We start from the raw sequence: 26,837 nt of genomic DNA, 5'->3' as shown, positions 1-26,837 counted from the left end.
GAAAAAGCCCCTGTGGCAATGCACCGCAGGGGCTTCAGTTATTTTACACCCTGGCTGTTCTCAGCAGGATGGGAAACCGTACGGTAAGCAGCGATTCCTTTCCCCATGCGGCTTTCAGGTCGTCTGAAATAAGCTCTACGGGGTCGGTGCGGCGGTCTTGCATGTAATGATCCACCGCGCTCCAGGTGGAGAGGTATCCTTTCAGGTGCTCCAGCGACCATTCTTCGGTATGCTCAAAGTAAGGGGAGGGAAGAGCGGTATACGGGAAGGGGATGGTCATATAATTCTCGTCTATGTATTTCCTTTCGCGGTCCCAGTACTGGCCTACGATCTGTACGTAGAGCCTCCTGATCACCGTGTCTACCGCGGGCGTGACGTGCAGCAGCCCGTAACCGGTCACCGCAAGGATGCCGCCTTTTTTCAGCGTGCGGTTCACTTCCCGGTAAAATGCGTCGAAGTCGAACCAGTGGATGGCCTGCGCAACGGTCACTATATCGAAGGAGCGATCAGGGAAATTGGTTTCTTCCGCTGGCTGAACGGAATATTCGATCTTCGGGTTGGGTTTTGCCTGCTCTATTTGCTGGCGGCTGATGTCGGTGGCATATACTTTATTGAAGTGCTGTGCGAGCCTGGAAGCCACCTGCCCGTTCCCTGTACCGCAATCCCAGGCAGCATTCCGTTCGGGTACAAGGTCCAGGAGATAATCGAATAACGCTTCCGGGTATTGGGGGCGGAATTTTGCGTATTTCCCGGCGTGGACGGAAAAATTATCTTTCATGGGGGAGGGTTTATACTGCAAAAATAGGCAATATCCCTGTTGCAGGGCAGCCCTTTCCCAAATAACGGTGAAGCCTGCACTGGCGTCGCGCCAATGCAGGCTATTTGCCGGTTGCTGTTACATCATTTCAGGTTGCCTTTTCCTGGTCAGGCGCCGACGCGCTGGTAACTGGTATTTTCATTCTTCCTGCGTTTTTTCAGGATCAAAGCGCTGATCAACGTGATAATAATGCCCATGGGTAAGATCTCCATATATGTAATAAGGATCACTCCAAAAGGTGTTTTGTACCATGCCCTGTACATGGCCATTTCCGATTCAACTTTTGCCCTGCCTTCGGCCCCGGCCATCTTGTGCCGGGAGATCTCGTACTTGTCCAGGAAGTCAGGAATAAAGACGTAATATTCTATTACCCAAACCAGCACGTACATGCTGGAAGCCACAAGCGTGATAAGTAAACCCACTTTCAGGGCCTTCAGGAAACTGATCTCGCCGCCAAGGTATTTGTCCCGGTAATTTTTGATCCCCACGAACACCATCGAAAATGCAATGGCCATGAGAATGAACCCGAGCACCATATTGCCCTGGAAATCCTGGTTGCGGTAACAGGCGATGGTGGTACCGAGCATCATCGTGGTAACGATCAGCCCGGCGATCAATCCGAAAATGAATACGACTTTTTTCATTGATTGTAGGTTTTATGCTGCAAAAATGGATGAACGGAACGACTTTTCGCTCATACTAAAGACTGATTTTGAGTAAATCAGACCAAAGTATGAAATCGTTAAGGTATGATATTCAGCTTTTTAGCTTTATCGATGGCCTGTGTACGCCGGCGCACGTCCATTTTTTCGAGCACTTTGGAAGAATGGGTCTTAATAGTGCTCAGGGATACAAACAACTTTGCCGCGATCTCCTGGTTGCTCAGTCCTTCGGCCATCAGCTGCAATACTTCCAGCTCCCGGCTGCTGAGGCCGGTCTTTTCCAGTTCTTTTTCGTTGATGGTGAATTCAGGGGAGCGGTGGAGGTAGATCTCTTTTTCGACCACCACGGTATTTATTTTCGGGCGCGACAGCTTCAGCGCCAGCCAGATGCCCAGCGCGGTAAACAAAATAGCAACGCCGCCAATGTAAAATTCAAGGGCGTAGTTAAGCACGATAAACCGCAGCTCGAGCCATCGGATGAGGAACAGCAATATGGCCAGCAGAACGGTATATAAAATAGTGGATCGATGCCTGGCGAACCATTTCAGCACGGTATGCACATTTGGTTTACCCGTCAAAATTAATATAAATTTTGTGGGAAGGAAGGTATCTGCATCCGGTCAGGCCGGTACGTAAGTAAGCAACACCACCCCGCTTTTGAAGATCCTGGAATCTGCCAGTTCCAGGTCCAGCTTCTTTTTCAGGCCGTTGAAAATGGAGCTGCCAGCGCCGATGGCCACGGGGTCTATCATCAGCTGGTATACGTCTATCAGCCCGAGTTCCGACAATTGCGTTACGATGCTGCCGCTGCCCAGGATGGTGAGGTCTTTGTCTTTCTTCAGTTTTTTGATCTCTTCGCCGATGTTGTTACTGATAATCCTGGTATTTTGCCAGTCCGCCTTTTTGAGTGTGCGGGAAAAAACGATCTTCTCTGATTCATTCATGCCCTTTGCAACATCCGGCATGGTTTCGATGGCCATGGGTGTGGGCCACCAGCCGGCCATCATTTCGTAGGTCACCCGGCCGAATACCAGCGTGCTGCCGGAGCCTGCGCCTTCCGCGGCATATTGGCCCTCTTCGCCGCCGGGCTGGTGCGTATGCCAGCTGATGTCGCCTTTTTCTTTGCCTTCATAATAGCCGTTCACCGTCAGGAAATTGAATACGGATAGTTTTCCCATATCTGGTATGTTTAAATATCAGTGATATACAGCAAAGCTAACACCATAGGGCAATACGGAGGAGGGGAGGAAACGTCAATATAAGGAGGTGAAAAGGCCACAGGCGTTGAGATGAAGCAGGATTTTTAGCGCTTCGCTTGTATTATTGGCCCCGGGTTCCGTATATTGTTTGCCTGTGCCTCCCGGCTTCGGGAAAAATTAAAAAGATTCCATGCTCCCTGTTATTCAAGTTCAACATACTGCTGCGGTGGCGGAACGGGAACCGCTCATCCGCCCCTTTGGCTTCAAAGGCAATTACCTTACGGAATTATGGCAGGCCGTAAGCCGCATTACTTCTTCCAACGGCCATTCCGCCATAGGCCTGGCCACGCAAAGCGTGCTGTACGGCGATGCGGACTTCTTCGCCGCGCATTCCGAACAGGCCGGGAATGAAAAGATGTTCTCGCTTACGAAGGAAGCGCTGCTGATGATGAAACAGATGCCTTTCACCACGCCTATCAGTTTGTTGGAGGAACTGCTACCTTTTGTAATGGCCAATTCCGGGTACGTAACCGGAAAACCGGATATTCACATCAATTTCATCCTGAATTCGCTGGTAAGCGCGGACAATGCCGCATGGCTGCTCTACGCGCGGGAAAACAGCCTGCAAAACTTTGATGAGATGATCCCCGCGCCATACCGCGAGGCGCTGCGGCACCGGAATGACCGCATTGCCGTCATGTTCCAGGTGTCGTACAACATGCCCGTGGAAGATGTGGTGAACGCAGTGAAGGCGGGTTATTTCGTGATCAAGATCAAAACAGGATACCCGGGCACGCAGGAAGAAATGCTGGCCTTCGACAGCGCGCGGCTTACCGAAATACACGAAGCAGTGAAAGACCTGCACACGCCGCACGGCCCCGTGCGCTACACCATGGACGCGAACGGCCGTTATGAAGCGAAAGACACGCTGCTCCGCTACCTGGACCATGCGCTGGCTATCGGCGCGTTCGACAGGATATTGCTCTACGAGGAACCTTTCCGCGAGGAATTCACAGCCCCCGTGCACGATATCGGCCTGCGGCTGGCGGTGGATGAAAGCGTGCATTCAGAAGCAGATGCCCTGCAGCGGCTGGACCAGGGCTACACCGCGCTGGTGCTGAAGGGTATTGCCAAAACGCTGAGCCTGTCCATGCGCATTGCGAAGCTGGCCGCGGAACGCGGCGTGCCCTGCATGTGCTCCGACCTGACGGTGAACCCGGTGCTGGTAGACTGGCACAAGAACCTGGCCGCGCGGCTCAGCCCTTTCCCCGGCATCGGCATGGGCATGATGGAAACCAACGGGGATATGAATTACACGCGCTGGGCGGCCATGAAGCAGCAACATCCCGCCGCCGGCAGCAGCTGGACGGATGCGGAGCAGGGCGTGTTTCACCTGGGGCCTGATTTTTACGCGCAGAGCGGCGGCATTTTATCGCCGTTGCCGCATTATGAAGCACTTTTTAAACAATCATAAACAATATTCATGCGATACCTGAAAGGGCTCCTGCTGCTGGCCCTGCTGCCGCTGCAACAGCCGCGGGCGCAGAGCGTGACCATACCTATGGGCGTAATGACAGGCCTGCAATTCGACGTAGTGCGCTTCCGCGTGCCGCCCGGCGCGCATGTGAAGATCGTGTTTACCAATACCGATGATATGAACCACAACCTGCTGATCGTGAAACCGGGCATGCGGGAACAGGTGGTGAACGAGGCATTGCAGCTGGGTGAAAAAGGCCCGGAAGCAGATTACATTCCCGCATCGCCGAACGTGCTGTGGGCATTACCCGTGGTAGCGCCGGAGCAGGTAAGAACTTTGGAGTTCACCGCGCCAAAAACGCCTGATGTTTATCCATTTGTGTGTACGTACCCGGGCCACGGAACCGTGATGTATGGCGCCATGTACGTGACGGCCGATACCGCGCTTCCGTATCTTGCAACAGACATGAACATCCCCCCGCAACGCCGGCAGGATGATATTTCCCTGGAAGAAAAAGAAGTGTATCACAGCGGCCATCACGGGCATGATATGGCTGCGCTGCACCCCTACGAAACGAAAGCGCCTTACCTGTACCGCGTGTTCATTGAAGGAGCAAGCCCTGCCGCGATCGCCGTATGCCTGCCCATGCAGCTTGCCTATTGCTGGGATGCTTCGGCCTGCAAGCTGCGTTTTGCCTGGCATGGCGGTTTCCTGGACAATTCCGATCTCTGGAAAGGCAAAGGCGATGCGTTGGCGAAGGTCGTTGGCACAAAGTTCTTCCAGGATTCCACCGGTTACCCGCTGGGCGGGCCGGGCGCGGAAGTGCGTTACAAAGGTTACCGCCTTATAAACCGGTTCCCGGAATTCTATTATACCGTAAACGGAATGCACGTGTATGAAATGATCAAACCGAAGGAAGATGGCAGCGGCATTGTCCGTTCTTTCAGGATACCGGGCAATACGAAGCCGCTGGTCTTTCATGGAGAAAACAATGAACATATGCAAATGGAAAGCTCAGCCGGAACATGGATGGGAAGCACACTTCAGCTCAGCGCCGCAGAGGCCGGGGCTTTCAGCATCATTATGACCATTAAAGCGCATTAGCATGAGATATTTCCTTCCCTTCATTTTTCTTTTCTCCGCCATATGCCTGCACGCGCAATCATATACAGTGGAAACGATCCCCATGCCGCCAGGCCTGAAAGCGGAGAACGGCGCCCTGGCTTTTTTCCCGGACGGCAGGCTGGTGGCTGCATTCACCCGTGGTGAAATAATGACCTGGCACCCGCGTACCCGGCAGTGGAAGCTCTTCGCGGAAGGGCTGCACGATCCGCTGGGCATGCTGGTTGTCAGCAATTCGGAAATACTGGTGATGCAACGCCCGGAACTGACGCGCATCAAAGATACAGACGGCGACGGCAGCGCGGACCTCTACGAAAACGTAACCGACGCCTTCGGGCTGACGGGCAATTATCATGAATTCAATTACGGTCCCGTTAAAGATAAGAACGGCAACCTCTACATCGCGCTCAACGCTTCTTCGCCCAATGGGCGCATGCGACCGGAAGTGCGCGGCACAGTGAACCCGGACGGGCGCGATAGCACGGATGGCCGCAGGCAGATGTTTTCCGCCGTGCCTTACCGCGGCTGGATCATGCAGCTCACGCCGCAGGGCCGGCTGCTGCCCTGGGCTTCAGGCTTCCGCTCGCCCAACGGCATCGGCTTCGATCTGTCGGGGAATCTTTTTACAACGGATAACCAGGGGGATTGGGTGGGTACCAGCCCATTGTATCATGTGCGGAAAGGCCGCTTCTATGGCCATCCCGCCAGCCTCGTATGGACCAAAGGATGGAAGAAGGGTTCGCCGTTTGCGCTGCCGGTTAACGAGCTGGACAGCATGCGCACGAAGCCGGTGGTATTGTTCCCACACGGTATCATCGCCAATTCACCCACAGAGCCCGTTGTGGACAATACAAAAGGAAAATTCGGCCCCTTTGCGGGACAGCTGCTCATCGGTGAAATGAACCAGGAAAGGATCGTAAGGGTGATCCTCGAAAAAGTAGGAGGCGAGTGGCAGGGCGCCTGCATTCCGTTCCTGGACAAACAAGGCCTGCGCAAAGGCAATAACCGACTGGTTTTCGGGCCGGATGGCAGTTTGTATACCGGCCAAAGCTCGCATGGCTGGCTGGGCGACGATGGCATACAACGCATCGTTTTTACCGGTAAGCTGCAGCTGGATATTCTCCGGATGAGCTTAACGGCGAAAGGCTTCGACCTGGTGTTCACCCAGCCCGTGACTGCCGCAGCGCTGAAACCCGGCAATTATCACATCCGCCGCTACCGTTATGCTTACCATAAAAAATACGGCTCCCCGCAATTAGACGTGCAGGCCATCCATATTAAATCGATAAAAGCCACGCCTGACGGGAAACGTGTGTCTCTCGCGCTGGACGGTCTCGCACCCGGCTTTGTGTACGAAATAAAGCTGGACAGCATCACATCAAGGCAGGGCCTGCCTTTGGTGAATAAACTCATCTGCTATACCCTCAACAAGTTGCTCACTGCGCCCGTGGTAAAGCCCGCCGTGTTTGCAGCCGCGGATATTGCAGCGGGTAAAAGGTTCGTTGCCGCATCGGATTGCGCAGCCTGCCACCGGCCGGATGTTAAGCTGGTAGGGCCTTCTTATGCCGATATATCAGCCAAATATGCGGCTAACGAAGCAAACGTAAAACGCCTTGCAGAAAAGATCATCAAAGGTGGCAGCGGGGTTTGGGGGCCGGTGCAGATGTTGCCGCACAGCAATATGCCTGTTTCAGATGCCCAAAAGATTATGAAGTACATCCTTTCCTTGTAAAAATAGACCGGGAGAAGACGGCCTTCGTTTGTGAGAAAAAATTATCAGTTAACGCAATGACAGGTTGATCTCTTTTATTTAGCGTCTACCATCCTCCTATCATCCTCCTGCCAAACACCTTCAAACCCTTGTGAGCATTGAACACCATAGGAGGATGGTAGGAGGATGGTAGGAGGATGATAGGAGGATGCCGGCAGGTGACCGGGCTGGTAGTAATACTATATTCGCATCTATCCAAGATATTTCTTCAACTCTGCCGCCCCATGTTCCACCAGCGAACGCGTTTCAGGGATGTGCGCCAGCCCGTTCAGCATGCCCCAATCGTGGATGACGCCGATATAACGGATGGTGGTCACCGGCACGCCGGCTTCAGCCAGTTTGCGGCCATAGGCCTCGCCTTCATCGCGGAGGATGTCGTTTTCCGCTACCTGGATCAGGGCCGGGGGCAGGCCTTTCAGCTGTTCCACCGTGGCTTGCAGGGGAGAGGCGTGAATGTCTTTCCGTTTTTCGGGATCAGGGATATACATGTCATACATCCAGCTCATGAGCGACCTGGTAAGGAAGCGCTGCGTGCCGAATTTGCGGTAACTTTTATTATCAAAGTCCGCATCCACGATGGGCCACATCAGCAGCTGGAACTTGATCTCCGGGCCGCCGCGTTCTTTGGCGAGGAGGGTGGTAACGGCAGACATATTGCCGCCTACGCTGTTGCCGGCTATTGCCAAGTTCTTCCCGTCTACGCCGATCTCCTGGCCATTTTCAGCCACCCATTTGGTAGCCGCGTAAATTTCATGGATAGCCAGCGGGTAAGGCGCATCCGGCGTGCGGGTGTAGTTCACGAATACAGACGCATAGCCGGACAGCACCACCAGGTCGCGCATCAGCCGCTGGTGCGTGGGGAAATCGCCCAGTATCCAGCCGCCGCCGTGGATGAACATGAACACAGGCAGCGTGCCTGTTGCGCCTTCCGGCTTCATGATATGCAGCTTGATGTTGTAACCATCGGGGGTGATGGTCTTTTCCGTAACGGTAACGCCGGAAACGTCCACCTTCACTGATTGCTGTGCGTTCACCAGCACGTTGCGCGCATCTTCAGTGGAAAGACTTTCTACCGGCGTGTCAGACGCGTTCAGCACATCTAAAAAAGCTTTGACCTGTGGCGTAAGATGTGGATCGGTCGCATAATCCACCGGGGTGTGATTTTTACTCATGGCAGAACAAATTTTTTTTTGGGTTGAAATGTTTGCCATTGGATAACGAACAAAATGCCAGGATTGTTAGCGGCTGACAATCAATCGTATATCATCTTCCACGATAAAGGAAACACGGCGGGCCGTTGCGGCGGGCCGCGCAGTCACGAAATACAGTTGAAAAAACCGGGAGCGCAGGCTCCCGGTTGCAAGTCAATCAGAAATTATAGGCTGGCGGTTCGATGCCCTGCATGCGCAGGAAGATAGTCGCCTGGCCGCGGTGGTGGCTGATATGATCCAGTGTGGCGTGAAAACCGTTGTGGATGTTGCCGCTTTCGCCCACTGTTTTTTCCAGCGTAGCATATGCCTTTTCAAGTTCCTTGCGGATCTTCGCTTTGTTGCCTTCGGCGGAAGGAGGGGCCCAGGGTGTTTCCTGCTGCAGGATGTAATTGTCTTTCCACCAGTGAATGCCGTAGGCAATATGGTGCATCAGCTCACGGAAGCTCCACACGCCGGGAGCAGGAGAAAATCCGTATGCTTCTTCGGGCATCAGGCTGGCAACATTCAGCGTATAATCGCGGGAAATGGCAAGATGTTCCAGGAATTGTGCTTTCATAAAATGTGTGTTTTTATTACAACACGAAGGTATTCCCGCGCGGGGGCAAGCACTTAAGGAATCCTGCTCTTTTGCGGGGAGGTCCTGTAGGCGGTGGGCGGACAATGATACCGCTGCCTGAAAGCCGCCGTGAAATGTTCGATGCTGTTGAAGCCGGAGGTAAACGCAATGTCGGACACAGGGAGGTCTGTGTTCCGGAGATACACGGCCGCATTCTTCAGCCGCACATGCAGCAGGAACTGGTGCGGCGAATGGCCGGTAAAGGTGCGGAAGATGCGGCTGAAGTGGAAAGGGCTTACATGGCAATGGTCCGCCAGCTCCTGCAGGGAAACGTCGTCGTTGAAATGCTCCATCAGGTAAGCCTTTGCGTTCTCTATCGTGCCGAGGTGGTTTTTCTTGAACCGGGGACTGATCTTTTCGTCGGGGTTGTAATCGGTGATGCCGCCCAGCACTTTGTGGATGATCTCGGTAACGAGCATGTCCGTTTGCAGGCGGTGCAGGCTTTTGCTGAGGATGTTCTGCATAACGAGCAGGTGCAGGTATTCGAGGGCGGGAGGGGCGAAGAGCAGGGTGGAATGAAGGTCCTGGCTGGAAAAGAAGGCGGTTTTGCCGTACGTTTCCAGCAGTTCCTGGTAAAAGGCCGGTTTCATTTCGAAGATAGTGCATTCATCGGGCACAGCATGCGCATGTGTGACGGTTCTTTCGAAGCCGGGTTTGGTAATGAGGACGCAGCCGGTGTAGGAGTCCAGCGAACGGCGGAAGACATTGAACAGGAAATTGCCTTTCCGCACGAAGCTGATGCAGAATGCCGTATTGTACTCCGGTTTGGAAGTGGTGCAGGCGGTGCAGCGGCATTTGAAATCGAGCACCTGGTAGAAGCCTGAGCTGTATAGATGATGGATGTCCGCGTCCATGGCTGAATCAAATAAAATCCTTCTTAAAGATACGGATATCCGGGGCTATAACACGAAAAGGGAGGGGGATAAATGCCGGGAGAAAAATTAACTTCCGCAATTAAAAATAATTTCTATTTTAGTCCTATGCCGGAATGTGGAATTTAACCTACAACAAAAAACAGGGACAGTACAACCACCATCCGGCCGTTAACCTTTAATTTTCAGTGAATAACAGCCTGACAGAATTTTAAGGCCTCAAATTTGTTAATTATTAGCCGAACCCAAAAAGACCGTATGATACACCAGCCGTATACCACCATCAGGACACTTATCTGGAACAACAGCATCACCACCTTCCCGGAAATCATTCTCAGGATATCACTGGACCAGCTGTGCAAAGACGCCTCCATAGCACCTTCCCAGGTAAGGGAATGGCTGCACAACATCAGCAACATCACCCTGCAGGAAGTAAAACAACTGGCGGAAATGCTGGGAGTACCGGAATACAGGATGATGCGCATCGTGATCGCCACCGAAAAAATGCAGCAGGCTCAGCGGAACTGATCTGCCTGATAATTCACTCTCCTCTTTACAAACCTCATTATAAACAGCTTGTGGTGTAACTGGGCGGCAGTGTAGCGCAGGCGCCCCAATCGTCATGGCTGTCAACCATACCAGCGGCTGGCATGATTTTGAACGTTGCAGTCATTACAGGTATTACCTGTAACTGTATTCAAAATCACCGCTTATGTACACCCTTGGTATTAACGCCGCCTTTCACGATTCGGCCGCCTGCCTGCTGAAAGACGGGCAACTGCTGGCCGCGGCGGAAGACGAACGGTTTACGCACATCAAACACGGTAAACGGCCGATTCCTTTTTCAGCATACGAGCTGCCTTTCCATGCCATCAGCTATTGCCTGGAAGCAGGCGGCATCCATCTTCGCGAAGTGGATCATGTCGCTTATTCGTTCGATCCTTACCAGTTGCTGGATACGCCGGAAGCGGAGCAGATAGCGGTGCCATTGAAAGACAAACGCATTCCCCTCGCGGAAAAATGGAAATCGCCCTGGGACCCGCTTTTCATCACGTCGATCGTTAACGCGCCGGGACAGTTGGTAGATGGTTATCCTCATCACCTCCGCCAGCGTTTTGCAGGCGCGCAATTGTCGGAAGACCAGTGGCATTTCGTGGACCATCACCTCAGCCATGCCGCCAGCGCCTTCCTGCCTTCCCCGTTCCCTGAAGCAGCCGTGATGACGCTGGACGGCAGGGGAGAAACAGCCACGTCCACCTTCAGCATCGGCCGCGGCAACGACATGCAGCGGATCCGGCAGGTAAACATGCCGCATTCGCTGGGCTTGCTGTACGAGCAGGTGACCAGCTATCTCGGCTTCCTGCATTCATCTGACGAGTACCGGGTGATGGCATTGGCATCTTATGGCAAACCCGTGTACGTACAGCCATTCCGGGATATGATCCATCTCACCGGCAATGGCGGTTATGAAATAGATGAAGAACATTTTACTGAACTGTTCGGTCCGCCGAGGCAGAAAGGTGAAGCGTTTACCATGCAGCATTTCAACATAGCGCATTCCCTGCAGGTGGTATTGCAGGAAACCGTGCTGGAACTGAGCCGCTGGCTGCAACAGGAAACAGGGGCAGACAAACTTTGTTTTGCCGGCGGCGTGGCGCTCAACTGCGTATTGAACGCATCCATCCGCGATGCCGGTATTTTTAAGGACATCTGGGTGCAGCCCGCCGCGGGAGACGCAGGCACGGCGCTGGGCGCCGCCATGTGGACCGATGCCAGGCTCCGGGAAAACAGCGGGCGCAGCTTCCTTATGGAACATGCTTACTGGGGGCCGTCTTACGACGATGAAGAGATCCGCGCTTTCCTGAAATGGGCCAAAGTACCGCATCGCAAAATGGAAGATGTGGCGGGGGAAACAGCTGAATTGCTCGCGCAGCAAAAGATCATCGGCTGGTTCCAGGGGCGCATGGAATTCGGTCCGCGCGCGCTAGGCAGCCGCTCCATACTGGCTTCGCCGCTGCAGGCGGAAATGCAGGCCAGGCTGAATATGGTGAAAGACAGGGAAGACTTCAGGCCCGTGGCGCCCGCCGTGCTGGAAGAAGATGCCGGAGAATGGTTCGAACAGGCTGCCAGCTCGCCTTTTATGTTGTTTGTATACAAAGTGAAAGAGGGCCGGCAAGACCTCATTCCAGCCGTTACGCATGTGGACGGCACCGCGCGCATACAAACGGTGAACAGCCGGCAGCACCAGCGGTATTACGACCTGCTGAAAGCGTTCAAAGAACGTACAGGCGTGCCCGTGCTGATCAATACTTCTTTCAACACGCTGGGCAAACCGATCGTCTGCACGCCGCGCGACGCGGTGGAATGTTTCTGGAGTTCGCCCTTCGATGCATTGGTGATTGGCAGTTATTTAATTGAAAAATAAGATGGAAATATCAGTTGTAATTCCAACCTACCGGCGCCCGCTGCTTTTGATGGAGTGCCTGAAAGCCCTGGCCCGGCAGCGTTTCGACCGCTCGTCGTTCGAGGTGCTGGTGATCAGCGACGGGCCGGACAAGCTCACGCAGAACGTAGTCGCTTCCTGGGAGCATACCGGCCTGCTGGATGTGACCTATTTCCCGCTGGATCATCACAAAGGTCCTGCCGCGGCCCGCAACGCCGGATGGAAAATAGCTTCCGGGGAACTGGTGGCGTTTACGGACGACGATTGCGTGCCGGATGAATTCTGGCTGGAAAGTCTTTGGGCGGCGCATGAACTGTACCCGCAGGCGGCGTTTGCAGGCAAGCTCATCGTGCCCGTGTCCGACCATCCCGTGGATTACGAATGGAATACCGCCCAGCTTGAAAAAGCGGATTTTGTAACGGCCAACTGCGCCGTCCCGCGGCAGCTGCTGGAAAAAGTAGGCGGCTTCGATGAAAGGTTCAGCATGGCCTGGAGAGAAGACAGCGACCTGGCCTTCTCGCTCATACAGCATCATGTAACGGTTGTTGCCTTGCCGTACGCCAGGGTAGTGCATCCCGTCCGGAAAGCGGGCTGGGGCGTAAGCATGAAAGAGCAGAAAAAAACGATGTTCAACGCGTTGCTGATGCGCAAGTTTCCTGGTTATTACAGGAAATACATCCATCAGTCGCCGCCCTGGTATTTTTATGCCGCCGTCGTTGCGCTGGTGTTAACAATAGGATTGTGGCTGGCAGGGCATTACAACGGATCGTTGGTAGCCGCCGGCGTGTGGCTGCTGCTGATAATGTCGTTCGCCGTTAAACGGCTCCGTTACACCAGCCGCGCTTTGCCGCATGTGGTGGAAATGCTGGTGACTTCTGCTTTTATCCCCATGCTTTCCGTGTACTGGCATTTTTACGGGCTCTGGAAATTCGGGAAGCTATGAAGATCGTGGTATTCAGGGCGCTTCAGCTGGGAGATCTGCTCTGCGCCGTGCCTGCTTTCAGGGCTTTGCGGCATGCTTACCCGGATGCAGAGATCACGTTGATCGGCCTGCCCTGGGCCGGGGAATTTGTGCGCCGCTTTTCTATGTATCTCGACCGGCTGGTTATATTCCCCGGCTATGAAGGTTTGCCGGAGCAACCATATGTGCTGGAAGCAACGGAGCGATTTATCGGGAACATGAAGGCTGAGCAGTTCGACCTGTTGCTGCAGATGCACGGCAACGGCACGATCGTAAACGAATTACTTGAAAGGATACAGGCCAAACGTTTTGCGGGCTTCAAATTTCCACCCGAAGAACGGCCTGGTGAAGAATCCCTTTTTCCATACCCTGAAACAGTGCATGAGATACACCGCCACCTGTTGCTGCTGGAATCCATCGGTATCCCGTCCAGAGGTGATGCGCTGGAGTTCCCGCTGTATAGCGAAGACCGAGAAGCATTCCGTGTGCTCAACCTGCGGCTTGAACCGGGAGAATACGTTTGCCTGCATCCCGGATCCAGCACGCCTGCAAGGCGCTGGCCGGTAAAACATTTTGCGGCCATCGGCGATCATTTCGCGGAAAGCGGCAAAAGCGTGATCATTACCGGCAGTATGAAAGAAATAATGCTGGCAGCGGAAGTGCAGCAGGCGATGCGATATGAAGCGGTGAGCCTTGCGGGTAAAACAACCCTCGGCAGCCTGGCTATCCTGCTCAGGAATGCGGGCGGCCTCATCAGCAATTGCACCGGCGTGGCCCATATTGCGGCCGCGGTAAAAACGCCGAGCGTGATCATCAGCATGGACGGCGAAACACAACGCTGGGCGCCGCTGGATAAGCAACTGCATCACAGCATAGACTGGACGCTGAACCCCGGATACCCCGCCGTTCTTCAGGAAGCGGTGAACGCCATCACATTGTGAACCATCAGGTAAGCGGCTGCCTGCATGATATTTTCCTCGGTGGCCAGCGGCGGTTGCTCTTCCACGCAGCGGTCGTGCACATAGCGGATAATTCCGTTCCTGCTCATCAGGTCTTCCGGCACATCGAAATACAGCACCATAGCGTTTACTTTCCAGGGCGTATGCTGTGGGTTGGTGAGTGCATAGAGCACCAGCACCGGCGTATTGGTGGCGGCGGCGATGTGCACGGTGCCCGTGTTTACCGATATCACCAGCCTGCTGTGGCGGATGAGCGTGATAAAGTCTTCCAGCCCGAAAGCCCCGGCGAGGTTGAAGCAGCCTTCGCCTGCCTGTTCTTTTATCATTTCCGCCAGTTCAAATTCTTCTTCGACACCGGTTATCAGCAACTGTACGTTCATTTCCTTTATCAGCCGCTGCGCCACGCCCATCCAGGCCGGCAGGGGATACTGGCGCTTGGCGTCGCTCACGCCGGGGTGAAGGATGATCCAGGGCAGCTCAACATTCACGCCGCGTTGCGTGAGCTGCTGCAACAGCGCCGGCCAGCGGGATTCGTCCACTTCCAGCGACAACGTTTGATCTTCGGCAACGGCGCCTGCCAATCCCGCAAGGTCCAGGTCGCGCTGCACCTGGTGGCGGATGTAGGCGAAAGGTTCTTCTTCCGGTATCCAGTGCGTGAGCAGCCCGTAAGGATTTTCCCGGCAATAGGCCACTCTTATGGGGATCTCGGCAAGGTAAGCTACAAGCGCCGTAGCCAGCGGGTTCTGGCTGTATACGGTGAATATGATGGCTGCGTCGAAGCCGCGGTATTTCAGCGTATCTACCAGGCCCATAAAATCCTGTGAGGTGAAACTCAGGTCTTCATGTTTCATCCACGGCACATCGCTGATGATCACTTCGTCTATTTCAGGGATGCTTTCAGCTATCTGCGCGCCCGCGGTGGAGGTGAGCAGGGTGATCCTGCTGCTGTAGGCGTTTTTCAGCGCGCGGATGGCGGGCGTGCTCATGAGCACGTCTCCCATATTGTCCAGCCTGATGCAGAGTATTTCCTTCATGGTCTATACGGATTTAAGCAAAGGCAGTTCCCTGATCTTGCGGATAACATTGGTCGTGCTTCTTCCTTCCACCAGCGGCAATATCTCCACTTTCCCGCCAAGTTCCTCCACCAGCGGCGCTTCCGGAAGATCATCGATAGCATAGTCGCCGCCTTTCACGAACACGTCGGGCACGATGGCGCGGATGAGGCTGCAGGGCGTGTCGTCTTTTTCATTCCCGAAGGAAACGATGTGGTTTACGGAGCCGAGCGCGGAGAGCACCTGCACGCGGTCCTGGAGATTGTTTACAGGACGGGCCGGACCTTTCATCCGCCGGATGCTGGCGTCGTTGTTGATGCCTACGATGAGCACGTCGCCTTTGCTGCGCGCCTGCTCCAGGTAACGCACATGCCCGCTGTGAAGAATATCGAAGCAGCCGTTGGTGAATACGATCTTCCTGCCGCGCGCCCGGTACATATCGCACAGGGCCTGCAATTGGGCTGTGCTTTCCAGCTGTTTGCGATCTTCCGCCATCGCCGCGAGCAGTTCCTGCCAGTTGCAGCAGGCAGTGGTCTGTTTTTTCAGCGCCAGCGCCGCCGCTGAAGCGGCAATTTCCGCGGCTTCAGGAATGGTAGCGCCGGCGAGGGAAGACAAGGTGAAGGCGCTGGTATACACATCTCCCGCGCCCACTACGTTCGGATGTTGCACAGGCCTGGCGTGGGCGGTGTAAACGGGTTTGTCTTCACTGAACAATACGGCTCCTTCTTCATCCAGCGTAAGCGCTGTGATGGCGGCCTGCGTGGCTTTGAACAATGCATCGCCGGCGGCGGACACCTGCCTGGCCCTGTGCTGTGTTTGCAGCCGGAGGCTTAGCATCGACGCCGCTTCGGCGTAATTCGGCTTTACGAACGACGGCCGCAGTTCGCGGAATTTCGCGGGGCGGCGGGAATCTACCGCGACGAAAGAATCATGCTTCGCCCTCAGCCGCTGTAAAGCGGCAATGACGGCGGGCGTTAATATGCCTTTGTCGTAGTCGGAGATCACGATGGCATCGTAGTCCTGGTACGCTTCTTCCAGCAGGCTGATCAGTTCGGCTTCGTCTGCGGCATCCAGAGGATCGGAAGTTCCGCTGTCAAAGCGCGCGAGTATCTGCCCTCCGGCTACGATCCTGTTTTTGACCATGGTGCTGCGATTGCTGCTCATGGCGATCAGCGGGTAAATGTTTCGCGTACCCAGCAGGTGTATGGCCTGCCTTGCTTCGTCGTCGTTGCCGGCCACACTGCAAAATGTAACCTGCGCGCCCAGCATGGCCAGGTTGGCGGCGGTATTGGCAGCGCCGCCGGGCGTGCAGCTGACGTAATCCACATCCACTACGGGCACGGGCCCTTCAGGGCTCAGGCGGGTGCTGTGGCCGTGGTAAAAGCGGTCTGTCATCGGGTCGCCAATTACCAGCACGCGATAGTCAGAAAAACGGGTAATGAATTGATAATGCATATAATCAGGTTTCCGTGATTGAATGATGTATGATGTGCTGCGCGGCCTCTTCGAGGTTTTCCGCGCAAAATACCGGCTGGCGGAGAGGAGAAAGCTCCCATTCCGTTTCGCCTCCGTTTATGATCAATGCGCTGCGGCAACCCGCGCGGTTGCCCGCTTCCACGTCGTGCAGAATGTCGCCGATCATCCAGGAAGCGGAAAGGTCGATGCCCAGCTTTTCCGCCGCCTGCAGGATGAGGCCCGGCTGCGGCTTACGGCAACTGCACGTTATTGCATATGCAGGAATTGTGCCTTCCGGGTGATGCGGGCAGCAATACCAGCCGTCCAGTGGAACAGGAAGCATGGCGCACAGCTGTTGCATCAGCGCCTGGAATTTTTCCTCGTCAAAATAACCATGGGCAATACCGGACTGGTTGGTGATCACAACCAGGGCATACCCGGCGTGCCGGAACTGCCGCAACGCTTCCGCAGCGCCGGCAGTCAGTACTACCCGGGAAATGTCCGTATTGTATGGCACGTTCTGGATGAGGGTGCCATCTTTATCGAGGAATATTGCTTTTTTCATTTCCTGCCTGCTTGATATTTTAAATACTGTCTGCCAGCGCATCGGGCAGCCTTGTGCGGTTGAATGACGCGGCGCCGAACAGCCGCTGTTCCACAAGGCGGCACAATGTGTGGATCACATGCAACTGCATTTCCTGTATGCGCACGGTGCTGGAAGAAGGCACAATGATGTTCACATCGCCCAGCGCTGCCGCTTCACCGCCGTCTTTCCCCAGCAGGCATATGCTGGCTATGCCTTTCTGCCGTGCGGTTTCAAGGGCGCGCAACAGGTTGGGCGAATTGCCGCTGGTGCTGATGCAGAACAGCAGGTCACCTTTACGCCCCAGCGCCTGCACCTGCCGGCTGAAGATGTCGTTAAACCCAATGTCGTTAGACCAGGCAGTGAGCAGCGCTGTATCGGCGGTAAGACTTATCGCCGGCAGGCCAGGCCTGTCGGGTATTTCAAACCTTCCTGCCAGCTCTGCGGCAAAGTGCTGGCTTTCCGCAGCGCTGCCGCCATTGCCGCAAATGAGGATCTTTTTACCGTGGGAAAATGCATTGCACATCAGCCGAGCGGCATCGCGAACGGGTATACGAAGCAGCCTGCGGCATTCATCGGCAACGGCAGACAACTGGTGGAATGACTGGTCTATCATCCGCATATCCTCGTACGTGGTGCCAGCCAGCGCTTCGTTGCCGTTTGCAAGCACCTGCTCATATACCATCGACATTTTGGCGGCCACATGCTGCCAGGTAAACATGGCCCGGACGCGTTTCACGGCGGCTTCGCTCATTTTTTGCAGCAGCGCGGGATCGGTCAGCAGCCCGTGTATCTTCACCGCGAGGGCTTCCGGGTCTTGCGGTGGTACCAGCGCGCCGGTCTTTCCATCCAGCACGCTGTATTTGATGCCGCCCACCATAGACCCGATCACCGGCGTGCCGCAGGCCATGGCTTCCAGCGGGGTAATGCCGAACGGTTCGTACCAGGGCGTGGTGATAAAGAGGTCTGCCGCGGAATAATACAACTTCAGTTCCTCGCGGCCCTTCTTTCCTGTGAATGTCACGGCAGCCTGTACGCCGAGCCGGGCGGCGATTTCCTTCAGCCGCCTGATCTCGGGGTTTACGCCTGTGCCACAGGTTTCCGCTTCGCCGCCTACGATCATCAGCCGCACTTTGCGCCCGGGATATTTCAGCCGGGCCAATGCTTCGATCACATTGTCCACTCCCTTGCGAGGTACCATCCTGCCTAGCTGCAGCAGCAAAGCCTCATCTGTTGGTATTTTCAGCTCCATTCGCGCCAGTTCTTTGCTGACAGGAAAAAATTCTTCCGGGTTTACGCCACAGGGCACCAGCGTGATCTTATCGGCGGGCGCGTCATAGTATTGGACCAGGTCGTCCATATCCTGCGGGCATTCAGCGATCACCTGGTCTGCCTGCATGATAGCCTCCTGTTCGATGCGGATGCGCTCCGGCGGGAACCGGTCCTGCTCGGCCTGGTGCAGCCTGCGGATATGCCCCAATGCGTGGAAAGTGACCACGTAAGGAATACGCAGGATCTCCTTTAACTCCATCGCTACTTTGGCCGACATGAAAAAATTAGCGTGCACGAGATGGTAATGCAGTTTTTCTCTTTGCATGAAAGCCAGCATCTGGTCCCTGAATTCGGTCATGTAGGGCAGCAGCTGCTCTTTTTCGATGCACTCAGCAGGACCGGCTGTGATGTGGATGATGCGGATGTTGTTGCTCCACGGGATGCATTCAGGGTACCGAGCATTTTCACGGCGGGTGTAAATGTCCACCTGGTAACCTTTCCGGGCCAGCTGCCTGGCCAGTTCTCCTACGTATACGTTTTGCCCCCCGGCGTCTATCCCGCCCAGCGCGGCGAGAGGGGAGGCGTGTTCGCTGATGAATGCTATCCTGGTTCTCATATAGTTGCGTTTAAATGTTGCTGTTGAGTGATAACGGAGCGGAACAACTGTTCCCACTCACGTGTGAAGCGCTGCATCCCGAAACACTCTTCCGCGGTTTGCCTGCCTGCGTCGCCTATTTCCCAGGCGTGGCGCTGGTTTCGCAGCAGCAAGGTCATTTTTTCTTCGAGGTATTGCAGGTTGGTGTGGATGTAACCATTCTCGCCGTTGCGGATCACCGTTGAAAGCTCTGTTGTGGCAAGGCCAATGACGGGAATGCCCTGCATCATGGATTCACATACGGCGAGGGCAAGACTGGTATGGCGTACCGGGTGGAAATAAAAACGGTACATGCTCCTGAATGCGGGCAATTGCGGGTGCAGCACTTCGCCGATGCCTTCGCTGCCGTTTCCCATGCCGGCAAGGTCTAAGGGAATGCGTTTGCGCATGTCCCTGAAAATATCCCAGCCCAGGGCGCGCCCGCGTTGCGGAAGGTGATTGATGAGCGTGAGGCCTTTTTCCAGGTGCCCGTTGTAACCCTCTGTGCCGGCTGTTACACCATGCTCGATTACTGTAACCGGCACCCGCCCGTTGTTCCACACCAGCTTGTTAAAATGGGTGACGTGCACAACGGTAACGTCTTCTTCCCGCACAGGATGCTGGGTTTCCACCGGCGAGCCAAGCGGGGTATTGTGCTCTAGATAAATGCGCGGCAACAGCCGCTGCTCTTCGGATAATACATCGAACTGGTCCTGCAAATAGTTTTGCTCAGACTGGAAAAGAATGATATCGAAATCGTGGTTCCTTACTTCGGCAGCCGGTATTTCAACCACATTCGCACCAAACGGGAAAGTGCGGCCCCGCCCGTAATATCCGGCTATGCGCTCCGGCAACACCGGGATAAAAATATCGTAATCTCCCTGCGACAGATAATACAGATAACTTCCATGCACATGCCAGGTAAAGATCCTGGGCCGCTGCTGATCGTGAATACTCATAAAAAAATTCTGATGCTTTCAGGAAGTGGTTTCAATTATAAAACCAAAGCGCATCGCGGTATTCAAGGGATTGATAAGCTGTTACTTCTCAGAACGGCTTACAGATGGGAGTTCTGCTGTTGCTTTATGATGCCGGAATATTTGAAACTCAGGCGGAACGGGTGATTTGAAGGTAAGCGCTTTGTTGAATTAATTACTCATCTGTAGCGAAACGGTCATAGTTGATAAACGCTTTGTAATACTGCATCTCATGATACAAACGGTTGTTAAACGGTATGTTATTTGAACCGTTTGCATAAACTGGTGCTTATGCGACCAATTACCTGCTGCTTGCTGCTGGTTGTTTTGCTGGCAAGCTGTTATTCCACCCGCAAATCCAAAGGCGGCGGGCAGACCAGCGTTCCCGCCATCCGTGAAACCGACCCTTCGGATATCGTTTTGCCGGAAGGATATACCGCCGAAGTAGTGGCCTCCGGCCTGAACTTCCCCACAGCCGTGTGTTTCAACGAAGAAGGCGTTCCTTATGTGATAGAAGCCGGTTACTGTTACGGCGAAGTGTTCACTACTCCGAAACTGCTGAAGATCGTGAACGGGAAAGCGCAGGAGGTGATGAAAGGCAGCGAAAACGGTCCATGGACGGGCATTGCATATTATAAAGGCAATTTCTATATCGCCGAAGGCGGCCAGAAAGAAGGCGGTAAAATATTGCGGGTAACGCCTGAAGGGAAACAGACCGTGCTGCTGGAGGGTCTTCCGGGCAACGGCGACCATCATGTGAACGGGCCCGTGATCATGAACGATCATATTTATTTCGGAACAGGTTCTGTGACGAACAGCGCCGTGGTAGGGCCGGACAATGCCGCGTTCGGCTGGCTGCAGCGTTTCCCGCAGCTGCATGATATTCCCTGCCAGGACATTACGCTCGCCGGCGTGAATTATGAGTCTGAAGATGTAATTAAAAAGAACGGCGCCAGGGTTGTTACAGGCCCGTATCTGCCCTTTGGTACGGCTTCTTCAGGGGGAATGGTTATTAAAGGAAAGCTGCCCTGCACGGGCGCTGTGCTGCGCCTTCCGTTGCAGGGAAAGGAGGTACAGCTGGTGGCCTGGGGTTTCCGCAATCCGTATGGCCTGGCAGAATCGCCGGAGGGGAAATTATATGTTACTGAAAACGGTGCGGACGTTCGCGGAAGCAGGCCCATCTGGGGCTGTGGCGATGTGCTCTGGGAAGTGACGGAAGGCAGCTGGTATGGCTGGCCTGATTACGCGGAAGGCAAGCCCATTCACCTGTTCAAACGGCCGGGCGGCGAGCCTATCCGGAATGTATTGCAGCAGCAGCCCGGGGAAGTGCCCAAGCCGGTTGCTTCACTGTCGGTCCATTCCTCTTCCAACGGTATTGATTTTTCTACCAATGAAGCCTTCGGATGGAAAGGCGAGGCATTCATTGCGCAGTTTGGCGATATGGCGCCCGGCGTCGGGAAAGTGCTCGCGCCGGTGGGTTTCCGCGTGGTGCGTGTGAATGTGGCCAGCGGCAACGTAGAAGATTTTATGGTGAACCGCGGGAAAAAGAACGGCCCTGCCAGCAAGCTGGGCACCCGCGGCCTGGAACGCCCGGTATCCGTACAATTCGACCCGAACGGGCAAAGCCTCTATGTAGTAGACTTCGGGATACTGAAAATGACAGACAGCGGGGAATCGCGGCCGGTACAGAATACGGGCGTGCTCTGGAAGATCACTAAAAAAGCTGCATTATGAAACGGATGATGATATTAACAGGCCTGGCGGTTTGTATTGCCTGCTCTTCTGCCCGCAGGATGCCGGAAGGAGACCTGCAGGCCGCGCGGGAAACGGCTTCCATGGAAAACGGCCGTCACCAGTATATGAAATATTGCCAGAAATGCCACCCGATGGGAGAAGAAGGGCTGGGGCCCGCATTGAATAACAAGCCAACGCCGGGCTTTGTCGAAAAGTTCCAGGTGCGCCACGGCCTTGGCGCAATGCCGGCTTTTAAAAAGGATGTGATCAGCCGCAGCGACCTGAAGGACCTGATCAAATACCTGCATGCGAGGAAAAAGGCAAAACGGCTGTCCTAAGGTTTCTCCTTGTTGATGATTTCCTGCCACACCAGCCGCGCGATCTGCTCCCGTTCTACCGTGCGCAGGCCTGCTTCAATATCCGTACGGCCGTTCTCATCTATCCTGAAATCCTGTGGAATAAATTCCTCGTCATCTTCAGCGGTAACAAGATAGGTGGTCTTTTCCTGCTTATGATCGATGTTCACCCTGAAACGGTAGGGCTTATCGTCTATATACACCGTAATGATATGCTGGTCCATGACTATATGGTTTGGTGATGCATATCATACCACAAAGCCCGGTCCATAAATAAAAAAATGTACTACCGTTTCCTCATCACCACGCTCATGGTACCGTGGGTGGTGGAACGCGTTGTGATGCCCATCTGCGAAGTACTGGTGCTGGCGGAGAATTTGGTGAGGAGGGTGAGCGTGTTCCCGGAAATATAGAATTTTGCGCCGCCGCCTGCAGACGAAGAGGGCATACCGCTGTTCATCGGCGCGCTGATGAAACCCGCTTCAAAATGAATGGAATCTTCACCGATGATCTTATAAGGCGCAGCAGCGCTGTAAGCCGGGATGGTAGCGGCAAAAGGGATCTCTACGGGATCTTCCGCCACGCCGTCTGTATACAGGATAGTTTTTAACGTAGTATCCACGCGGTAGGAGAGGTTGCTGCCAATGGCTTTCCCGCCGTCAAATTTATAGGTGCCGGTGTTGTCTTTGGTAGTATACACGACTTCCGCCACCACTTTCAGCGTTTCATCGGGGTAGATGGTTTCGCTGGTGGTAACGGCGTCTACAGACAATGAAACGAAGTTGTAATCGCCATTGAGTTTGCCTGAAGGTGTTGGCTCCTCGCTTTTTTCAGCGCAGGAAAATAACACGGTTGCCAGCAAAAGCGGCAGGTAGAGGGATAATCTTTTTGTCATGAGAACAAACGTTGAATTATCCCGCAAAGTACTATAAAAAAGCCTAATTCTCCTTATGTATAAGACCGATCAGCCTGGACAAGACCAGGTAACCGGCATAGGAGCAAAGCGCCCAGGCGCCCATGAATAGCAGGCCGCCGCCCAGGGAATCAGGATCTATCCAGTTGTACATGGTAATGCCCGTGAGCACGCTGATACCCACAGTTGCGAAAAGGAGAATGACAGCAAGAAGGCCGCTGAGATCGTTTTTCATAGGATATAGTTTCAATAAATATAATAATTAAAAATTATATATACAAACCTTCCCCTGGAAAATATTCCAATCTCCTGTTTCTCAATATTCAACGAATGCCTCATCAGGGTAGCACCACAGCCAGCGTTCGCCCGGTTCGGCTGAAATGATCACGGGGTGGGCGGTGGCGTGATAGTGCGCGGTCATATGTTTCATGGGGGAATTATCGCAGCAGTAGGTGCCGCCGCAGGTCTGGCAGGTGCGCAGGTGCAGCCAGTCGGTACCTTGTTTTACGCATTCCTCGCATACATATGCTTTGGGCTGCAGCAGCGTTTCGAGCGCTGTAATGTGTTTGCAGGGTAAGTCTCCCATGTCAGATCTCGTTTAGGTATTTGTGAACAAAACTGATGGCCATGGAACCTTCGCCCACGGCGGCGGCTACACGGTTCATCGCGCCGGCCCTTACGTCGCCCGCGGCAAATATGCCGGGGCAGCTGGTTTCAAGGATGTACGGGTCGCGTTCGGGTTTCCATATCTTTTTGAAACCGGGGTAGTTCTTCAGGTCACGGCCGGTTTCGATAAACCCTTTATCATTTTTGATGATCTCCAGGCCCACCCAGTCTGTATATGGTTTTGCGCCGATGAAAATGTACAGCGCATCTGCCGGCACTTCGTTTTCCGTATTGGAATTCAGGTCCATGATCTTCAGCCCGGCCAGCCGTTGGTCGCCGAAGCCGCCGGTGATCTCCGCGCAGGGCACCAGGTGAATGTTGGGCGTATGGCTGAGCTGGTCTATCAGGTAGGAGCTCATGGATGAGCTGAGATTGGGCTTGCGCACCACGATGTATACATTCCTGGCGAATTTGGAGAGGTACATCGCCGCCTGGCCTGCGGAGTTGCCGCCGCCGAGCACATATACTTCTTTATCGCGGCAGGAAGCCGCTTCGGTACTGGCTGCGCCGTAATACACGCCCGCGCCGGTAAATTCGCCGATGCCGGGCGTTTCCAGCTTGCGGTAGTCTACGCCGGTGGTTATCACGATGGATTTGGTGAATATCTCCGTGCCATCGTCCAGCAGTATCATCTTATAATTGTCCTTTAGCCTTATTTCACTAACGGACAGCGGGGAAAGGAATTCGGTCCCGAAACGCGTGGCCTGTGTGATGGCCCTGCGTGTGAGGTCCGCCCCGCTGAGGCCTGTCGGGAAACCCAGGTAATTCTCGATCCTGGAGCTGGTACCCGCCTGCCCGCCCGGCGCGCGCCTTTCGATGAGTAATGTGTTCAGCCCTTCGGAAGCGCCATACACAGACGCCGCAAGCCCCGCGGGCCCTGCGCCGATGATGGTCACATCGTATACAGCCTGCTTCACGGTCGGGTTCAGGCCGATGCGTGATGCAATGTCTTTGAGCACGGGCGTTTTCACCAATGTGCCGTCCTCGAAAATGATGACGGGCAGATCGGTGGGCTTCAGGTCGTTGGAATGCGCCAGCAGCTTGCCCTGCTCATGTGTCTCCACATCCATCCAGAGGTAAGGCACCAGGTTGCCCGCCAGGAAATCCTTGATCTCATGGCTCTTGGGCGAAAACTGGTATCCCAGCACCTTAATACCTTTGAAATCGGGGTGATAACCCGCCTGCCAGTCGTCGAGTATTTCATCGATCACAGGGTAGAGCTTTTCCTCCGGCGGATCCCAGGGTTTCATGAGGTAATAATCCAGCTTTACTTCGTTGATGGCTTTGATAGCAGCGTCTGTGTCTGAATAAGCAGTGAGCAGCACGCGTTTGGCGTCAGGAAAAATATGCATGGCCTTTTCCAGGAAATCCACGCCTTCCATTTCAGGCATACGCTGGTCGGAGAGGAAAAGGGCGACCTCTTCGCCTTTATTCTGCAATTCGGGAAGGCTGGCCAGCGCTTCCTGTACGGAGGCGGTGGAAAGGATGCGGTACTGTTCGCGGTACTTGGAGCGGAGGTCGCGGCTCATGGCCCGCAGTACCTGTTGGTCGTCGTCGATTAAAAATATAATTGGTAAGCTCATGATCGTTGTTGATGTCGTTTACCCATTGATGGGGAAACAGATGGTAAATTCTGTACGGCCCGGTTCAGACGCGACTTTCACGGTGCCGTGATGTTGTTTGATGATCATCATCACCACATCCAGCCCGAGGCCGGTGCCTTTGCCGATCTCTTTGGTGGTGAAGAACGGGTCGAACACCCGGGTGAGGTGCTCGGGCGGAATGCCCGGCCCGTCGTCGGTTACGGTCGCTTTCACGAATTCTTTGTCCCTCTCCGTACGGATCGTGATGGTGCCCTTGCCGCTGGGTTCCATTGCATCAATGGAATTGTCGATGAGGTTGGTCCATACCTGGTTCAGCTCTCCCGCCAGGGCATGCACTTTGGGCAATGTTTCGTCAAATTCTTCCACGACGGTGATGTTCCCTTTGCGGAGCTTGTGCTGCATCATGACGAGGGTGTTGCGTATGCCGGTATGGATGTCTATATACTGTTTATCCGCCCCGCCGTCCATGTGGGTAAAGATCTTGACGCTCTTAACGAGCTCGGAGATGCGCTGGGAGGCTTCCTGTATGTCCGCCACCATTCTTTCGGTGGTGAGGTTGTTGTTGATCCAGATGAGCACGATCTGGAGGTATTCCGCGGGTATCTGCGCGGCAAATTCATCCAGGTCTTTGATGCCGATCCCGAATTCGGTGAAGTTCTCGGGGATGTCGCAGGGATCTTTGACGTCGTGATCATAGAGCCAGTCACTGATCTCGTCTTCCCGCGCGCTGCGGTCCATGAGGCCGATGTGCTGTTTTTCGCGGTGAATGGCTTCCATCATTTTGCTGCTCACAAGGTTCACCTGCTCTTCCGTCATGGTCACGGAAATGAGTTTTTTGAAGGTTTCGGGGAAGAGCTGCAGGTGTTGTTTGAGCGTGCTGGAACCGCGCACGATGGCCGCTGCGGGGTTATTCAGCTCATGTGCAAGTCCCGCGGCCAGTTTGCCGAGCGCCATCATTTTTTCATTCTGCTGCGCCGCGGCGGTAAGCTCGCGCACGCGGGTGATCATGGCCATCACCAGCACCTGTGTAAGCTCGTAATGCAGTTCCACCATGGTTTTGATGAGGGGCTTGGGCAGCACGAGCATGTCCACATCTGTTTTGCACATGGTGAACCCGAGCGAAAGGTTAGCCCTTGAAAAAGGAAGTAGCCCGGTTACCTGCCGGCTGCCGATCTCGGCGATCACCTGTTTGTTGCCGTTCTGTAACCGGTAAAATTCGATAGTGCCCTGGATGATAAAATGGATACCGCGCAGCGGGATATCCGGTTTGTAAATGAATTCGCCTTCATCCCGTTTTTCGCGTTCGCAATGCTCTATGAGCCATTGCAGCTGGTTTTCCGGAACGTCCTTTAATATATTGAATTCCTGTAAGGTCTGTGTAGTAACGGGTTGCATGTGCCTGCCTTTGCGCTAAAGATAAATATAAATCAGCGTATTGCGGGAAGTCACTATGAATGTGGTGAAACGTACAACAAAATACA

General features: G+C 54.4%; 27 protein-coding genes. 9 read left to right on the top strand and 18 right to left on the bottom strand.

The annotated features are described in order from the left end of the window. Window positions 1-43 precede the first annotated feature (43 nt). From R3I13_RS21890 to R3I13_RS21875, 4 genes are all read right to left on the bottom strand, one after another. Window positions 44-778 carry a class I SAM-dependent methyltransferase gene (locus tag R3I13_RS21890; protein ID WP_346320111.1) on the bottom strand — a complete coding sequence of 245 codons (735 nt, stop codon included), beginning with the start codon at window positions 776-778 and terminating at the stop codon, window positions 44-46. Between the two features lie 146 nt (window positions 779-924). Next, complete coding sequence (locus R3I13_RS21885) at window positions 925-1,461, bottom strand: DUF4199 domain-containing protein (protein ID WP_346320110.1); 537 nt, start codon at window positions 1,459-1,461, stop codon at window positions 925-927. Between the two features lie 98 nt (window positions 1,462-1,559). Then, on the bottom strand, window positions 1,560-2,057 hold the full coding sequence (locus tag R3I13_RS21880; RefSeq protein WP_346320109.1) for a response regulator transcription factor: 498 nt from the start codon (window positions 2,055-2,057) through the stop codon (window positions 1,560-1,562). A 42-nt stretch (window positions 2,058-2,099) separates the two neighbouring features. Next, window positions 2,100-2,657: a dihydrofolate reductase family protein gene (locus tag R3I13_RS21875; protein ID WP_346320108.1), complete on the bottom strand. Its 558-nt coding sequence runs from the start codon at window positions 2,655-2,657 to the stop codon at window positions 2,100-2,102. 211 nt (window positions 2,658-2,868) lie between these two features. Here R3I13_RS21875 and R3I13_RS21870 point away from each other — a divergent pair, with 211 nt between their 5' ends. Genes R3I13_RS21870 through R3I13_RS21860 form a run of 3 tightly spaced genes read left to right on the top strand, consistent with a single transcriptional unit; the run spans window position 2,869 to window position 7,009 of the window. Beyond that, complete coding sequence (locus tag R3I13_RS21870; RefSeq protein WP_346320107.1) at window positions 2,869-4,152, top strand: enolase C-terminal domain-like protein; 1,284 nt, start codon at window positions 2,869-2,871, stop codon at window positions 4,150-4,152. Between the two features lie 9 nt (window positions 4,153-4,161). Then, entirely contained in the window at window positions 4,162-5,259 is a 1,098-nt protein-coding gene (locus tag R3I13_RS21865) for a plastocyanin/azurin family copper-binding protein (RefSeq protein ID WP_346320106.1), read from the top strand. Between the two features lies 1 nt (window position 5,260). After that, a complete protein-coding gene (locus tag R3I13_RS21860; protein WP_346320105.1) occupies window positions 5,261-7,009 on the top strand; it encodes a c-type cytochrome in 1,749 nt (582 codons plus the stop codon). Window positions 7,010-7,239: 230 nt separating this feature from the next. Here R3I13_RS21860 and R3I13_RS21855 read toward each other — a convergent pair whose 3' ends face one another. The 3 genes from R3I13_RS21855 to R3I13_RS21845 form a co-directional block, all read right to left on the bottom strand. Further along, window positions 7,240-8,220 carry an alpha/beta hydrolase gene (locus tag R3I13_RS21855; RefSeq protein WP_346320104.1) on the bottom strand — a complete coding sequence of 327 codons (981 nt, stop codon included), beginning with the start codon at window positions 8,218-8,220 and terminating at the stop codon, window positions 7,240-7,242. A 196-nt stretch (window positions 8,221-8,416) separates the two neighbouring features. Continuing rightward, window positions 8,417-8,815, bottom strand: coding sequence for a DinB family protein (locus R3I13_RS21850; RefSeq protein WP_346320103.1), 399 nt, complete (start codon window positions 8,813-8,815; stop codon window positions 8,417-8,419). Window positions 8,816-8,868: 53 nt separating this feature from the next. Next, window positions 8,869-9,729: an AraC family transcriptional regulator gene (locus tag R3I13_RS21845; RefSeq protein ID WP_346320102.1), complete on the bottom strand. Its 861-nt coding sequence runs from the start codon at window positions 9,727-9,729 to the stop codon at window positions 8,869-8,871. Window positions 9,730-10,005: 276 nt separating this feature from the next. Here R3I13_RS21845 and R3I13_RS21840 point away from each other — a divergent pair, with 276 nt between their 5' ends. From R3I13_RS21840 to R3I13_RS21825, 4 genes are all read left to right on the top strand, one after another. Further along, a complete protein-coding gene (locus tag R3I13_RS21840; protein ID WP_346320101.1) occupies window positions 10,006-10,275 on the top strand; it encodes a helix-turn-helix transcriptional regulator in 270 nt (89 codons plus the stop codon). 184 nt (window positions 10,276-10,459) lie between these two features. Next, window positions 10,460-12,172: a carbamoyltransferase C-terminal domain-containing protein gene (locus R3I13_RS21835; protein ID WP_346320100.1), complete on the top strand. Its 1,713-nt coding sequence runs from the start codon at window positions 10,460-10,462 to the stop codon at window positions 12,170-12,172. Between the two features lies 1 nt (window position 12,173). Then, window positions 12,174-13,133, top strand: a complete 960-nt coding sequence (locus R3I13_RS21830) for a glycosyltransferase (RefSeq protein WP_346320099.1) — start codon at window positions 12,174-12,176, stop codon at window positions 13,131-13,133. Further along, window positions 13,130-14,092, top strand: a complete 963-nt coding sequence (locus R3I13_RS21825; protein ID WP_346320098.1) for a glycosyltransferase family 9 protein — start codon at window positions 13,130-13,132, stop codon at window positions 14,090-14,092. Before R3I13_RS21830 ends, R3I13_RS21825 begins: the two co-directional genes overlap by 4 nt. On the opposite strand, the gene R3I13_RS21820 is transcribed toward R3I13_RS21825, so the two are convergent. Genes R3I13_RS21820 through R3I13_RS21800 form a run of 5 tightly spaced genes read right to left on the bottom strand, consistent with a single transcriptional unit; the run spans window position 14,062 to window position 20,065 of the window. Further along, window positions 14,062-15,144, bottom strand: coding sequence for a glycosyltransferase family 9 protein (locus tag R3I13_RS21820; RefSeq protein WP_346320097.1), 1,083 nt, complete (start codon window positions 15,142-15,144; stop codon window positions 14,062-14,064). The genes R3I13_RS21825 and R3I13_RS21820 overlap by 31 nt on opposite strands. Window positions 15,145-15,147: 3 nt before the next feature. Next, a complete protein-coding gene (rfaE2, locus tag R3I13_RS21815; protein ID WP_346320096.1) occupies window positions 15,148-16,617 on the bottom strand; it encodes a D-glycero-beta-D-manno-heptose 1-phosphate adenylyltransferase in 1,470 nt (489 codons plus the stop codon). A gap of 4 nt (window positions 16,618-16,621) precedes the next feature. Then, entirely contained in the window at window positions 16,622-17,182 is a 561-nt protein-coding gene (locus tag R3I13_RS21810) for an HAD family hydrolase (protein ID WP_346320095.1), read from the bottom strand. A gap of 19 nt (window positions 17,183-17,201) precedes the next feature. Continuing rightward, complete coding sequence (locus tag R3I13_RS21805; protein WP_346320094.1) at window positions 17,202-19,088, bottom strand: glycosyltransferase; 1,887 nt, start codon at window positions 19,086-19,088, stop codon at window positions 17,202-17,204. Beyond that, on the bottom strand, window positions 19,085-20,065 hold the full coding sequence (locus R3I13_RS21800) for a glycosyltransferase (protein ID WP_346320093.1): 981 nt from the start codon (window positions 20,063-20,065) through the stop codon (window positions 19,085-19,087). Before R3I13_RS21800 ends, R3I13_RS21805 begins: the two co-directional genes overlap by 4 nt. Window positions 20,066-20,374: 309 nt before the next feature. Between R3I13_RS21800 and R3I13_RS21795 the strand changes: the two genes are divergently transcribed. Both R3I13_RS21795 and R3I13_RS21790 read left to right on the top strand, forming a co-directional pair. Next, entirely contained in the window at window positions 20,375-21,817 is a 1,443-nt protein-coding gene (locus R3I13_RS21795) for a PQQ-dependent sugar dehydrogenase (RefSeq protein WP_346320092.1), read from the top strand. Then, window positions 21,814-22,155, top strand: coding sequence for a cytochrome c (locus tag R3I13_RS21790; RefSeq protein ID WP_346320091.1), 342 nt, complete (start codon window positions 21,814-21,816; stop codon window positions 22,153-22,155). The genes R3I13_RS21795 and R3I13_RS21790 overlap by 4 nt, the downstream gene beginning before the upstream one ends. Here the strand turns inward: R3I13_RS21790 and R3I13_RS21785 are convergent. The 6 genes from R3I13_RS21785 to R3I13_RS21760 all read right to left on the bottom strand — a co-directional run bounded on the left by R3I13_RS21785 (window position 22,152) and on the right by R3I13_RS21760 (window position 26,751). Then, window positions 22,152-22,397: a hypothetical protein gene (locus tag R3I13_RS21785; RefSeq protein ID WP_346320090.1), complete on the bottom strand. Its 246-nt coding sequence runs from the start codon at window positions 22,395-22,397 to the stop codon at window positions 22,152-22,154. The two genes, R3I13_RS21790 and R3I13_RS21785, sit on opposite strands and share 4 nt — an antisense overlap. A 62-nt stretch (window positions 22,398-22,459) precedes the next feature. Continuing rightward, a complete protein-coding gene (locus tag R3I13_RS21780; RefSeq protein WP_346320089.1) occupies window positions 22,460-23,068 on the bottom strand; it encodes a hypothetical protein in 609 nt (202 codons plus the stop codon). A gap of 43 nt (window positions 23,069-23,111) precedes the next feature. After that, window positions 23,112-23,321, bottom strand: a complete 210-nt coding sequence (locus R3I13_RS21775; protein ID WP_346320088.1) for a hypothetical protein — start codon at window positions 23,319-23,321, stop codon at window positions 23,112-23,114. Window positions 23,322-23,402: 81 nt separating this feature from the next. Next, on the bottom strand, window positions 23,403-23,672 hold the full coding sequence (locus tag R3I13_RS21770) for a UBP-type zinc finger domain-containing protein (protein WP_346320087.1): 270 nt from the start codon (window positions 23,670-23,672) through the stop codon (window positions 23,403-23,405). Window position 23,673: 1 nt separating this feature from the next. Next, entirely contained in the window at window positions 23,674-25,335 is a 1,662-nt protein-coding gene (locus R3I13_RS21765) for an FAD-dependent oxidoreductase (RefSeq protein ID WP_346320086.1), read from the bottom strand. Window positions 25,336-25,353: 18 nt separating this feature from the next. Then, complete coding sequence (locus tag R3I13_RS21760; protein WP_346320085.1) at window positions 25,354-26,751, bottom strand: ATP-binding protein; 1,398 nt, start codon at window positions 26,749-26,751, stop codon at window positions 25,354-25,356. Between the last annotated feature and the right edge of the window lie 86 nt (window positions 26,752-26,837).

This window comes from Chitinophaga sp. YIM B06452, assembly GCF_039655965.1.
Classification (GTDB): Bacteria; Bacteroidota; Bacteroidia; order Chitinophagales; family Chitinophagaceae; genus Chitinophaga.
The sequence above is the reverse complement of the archived record's forward strand: the minus strand, read 5'-3'. Positions and strand labels throughout refer to the sequence as shown.

Coding starts and splice junctions, on each gene's coding strand:
- R3I13_RS21865 (WP_346320106.1), top strand. CDS start 4,162: ATGCGATACCTGAAAGGGCTCCTGCTGCTGGCCCTGCTGCCGCTGCAA.
- R3I13_RS21870 (WP_346320107.1), top strand. CDS start 2,869: ATGCTCCCTGTTATTCAAGTTCAACATACTGCTGCGGTGGCGGAACGG.
- R3I13_RS21795 (WP_346320092.1), top strand. CDS start 20,375: ATGCGACCAATTACCTGCTGCTTGCTGCTGGTTGTTTTGCTGGCAAGC.
- R3I13_RS21800 (WP_346320093.1), bottom strand. CDS start 20,065: ATGAGTATTCACGATCAGCAGCGGCCCAGGATCTTTACCTGGCATGTG.
- R3I13_RS21875 (WP_346320108.1), bottom strand. CDS start 2,657: ATGGGAAAACTATCCGTATTCAATTTCCTGACGGTGAACGGCTATTAT.
- R3I13_RS21760 (WP_346320085.1), bottom strand. CDS start 26,751: ATGCAACCCGTTACTACACAGACCTTACAGGAATTCAATATATTAAAG.
- R3I13_RS21850 (WP_346320103.1), bottom strand. CDS start 8,815: ATGAAAGCACAATTCCTGGAACATCTTGCCATTTCCCGCGATTATACG.
- R3I13_RS21765 (WP_346320086.1), bottom strand. CDS start 25,335: ATGAGCTTACCAATTATATTTTTAATCGACGACGACCAACAGGTACTG.
- R3I13_RS21840 (WP_346320101.1), top strand. CDS start 10,006: ATGATACACCAGCCGTATACCACCATCAGGACACTTATCTGGAACAAC.
- R3I13_RS21825 (WP_346320098.1), top strand. CDS start 13,130: ATGAAGATCGTGGTATTCAGGGCGCTTCAGCTGGGAGATCTGCTCTGC.
- R3I13_RS21845 (WP_346320102.1), bottom strand. CDS start 9,729: ATGGACGCGGACATCCATCATCTATACAGCTCAGGCTTCTACCAGGTG.
- rfaE2 (WP_346320096.1), bottom strand. CDS start 16,617: ATGCATTATCAATTCATTACCCGTTTTTCTGACTATCGCGTGCTGGTA.
- R3I13_RS21785 (WP_346320090.1), bottom strand. CDS start 22,397: ATGGACCAGCATATCATTACGGTGTATATAGACGATAAGCCCTACCGT.
- R3I13_RS21805 (WP_346320094.1), bottom strand. CDS start 19,088: ATGAGAACCAGGATAGCATTCATCAGCGAACACGCCTCCCCTCTCGCC.
- R3I13_RS21885 (WP_346320110.1), bottom strand. CDS start 1,461: ATGAAAAAAGTCGTATTCATTTTCGGATTGATCGCCGGGCTGATCGTT.
- R3I13_RS21860 (WP_346320105.1), top strand. CDS start 5,261: ATGAGATATTTCCTTCCCTTCATTTTTCTTTTCTCCGCCATATGCCTG.
- R3I13_RS21835 (WP_346320100.1), top strand. CDS start 10,460: ATGTACACCCTTGGTATTAACGCCGCCTTTCACGATTCGGCCGCCTGC.
- R3I13_RS21830 (WP_346320099.1), top strand. CDS start 12,174: ATGGAAATATCAGTTGTAATTCCAACCTACCGGCGCCCGCTGCTTTTG.
- R3I13_RS21770 (WP_346320087.1), bottom strand. CDS start 23,672: ATGGGAGACTTACCCTGCAAACACATTACAGCGCTCGAAACGCTGCTG.
- R3I13_RS21775 (WP_346320088.1), bottom strand. CDS start 23,321: ATGAAAAACGATCTCAGCGGCCTTCTTGCTGTCATTCTCCTTTTCGCA.
- R3I13_RS21780 (WP_346320089.1), bottom strand. CDS start 23,068: ATGACAAAAAGATTATCCCTCTACCTGCCGCTTTTGCTGGCAACCGTG.
- R3I13_RS21820 (WP_346320097.1), bottom strand. CDS start 15,144: ATGAAGGAAATACTCTGCATCAGGCTGGACAATATGGGAGACGTGCTC.
- R3I13_RS21855 (WP_346320104.1), bottom strand. CDS start 8,220: ATGAGTAAAAATCACACCCCGGTGGATTATGCGACCGATCCACATCTT.
- R3I13_RS21810 (WP_346320095.1), bottom strand. CDS start 17,182: ATGAAAAAAGCAATATTCCTCGATAAAGATGGCACCCTCATCCAGAAC.
- R3I13_RS21790 (WP_346320091.1), top strand. CDS start 21,814: ATGAAACGGATGATGATATTAACAGGCCTGGCGGTTTGTATTGCCTGC.
- R3I13_RS21890 (WP_346320111.1), bottom strand. CDS start 778: ATGAAAGATAATTTTTCCGTCCACGCCGGGAAATACGCAAAATTCCGC.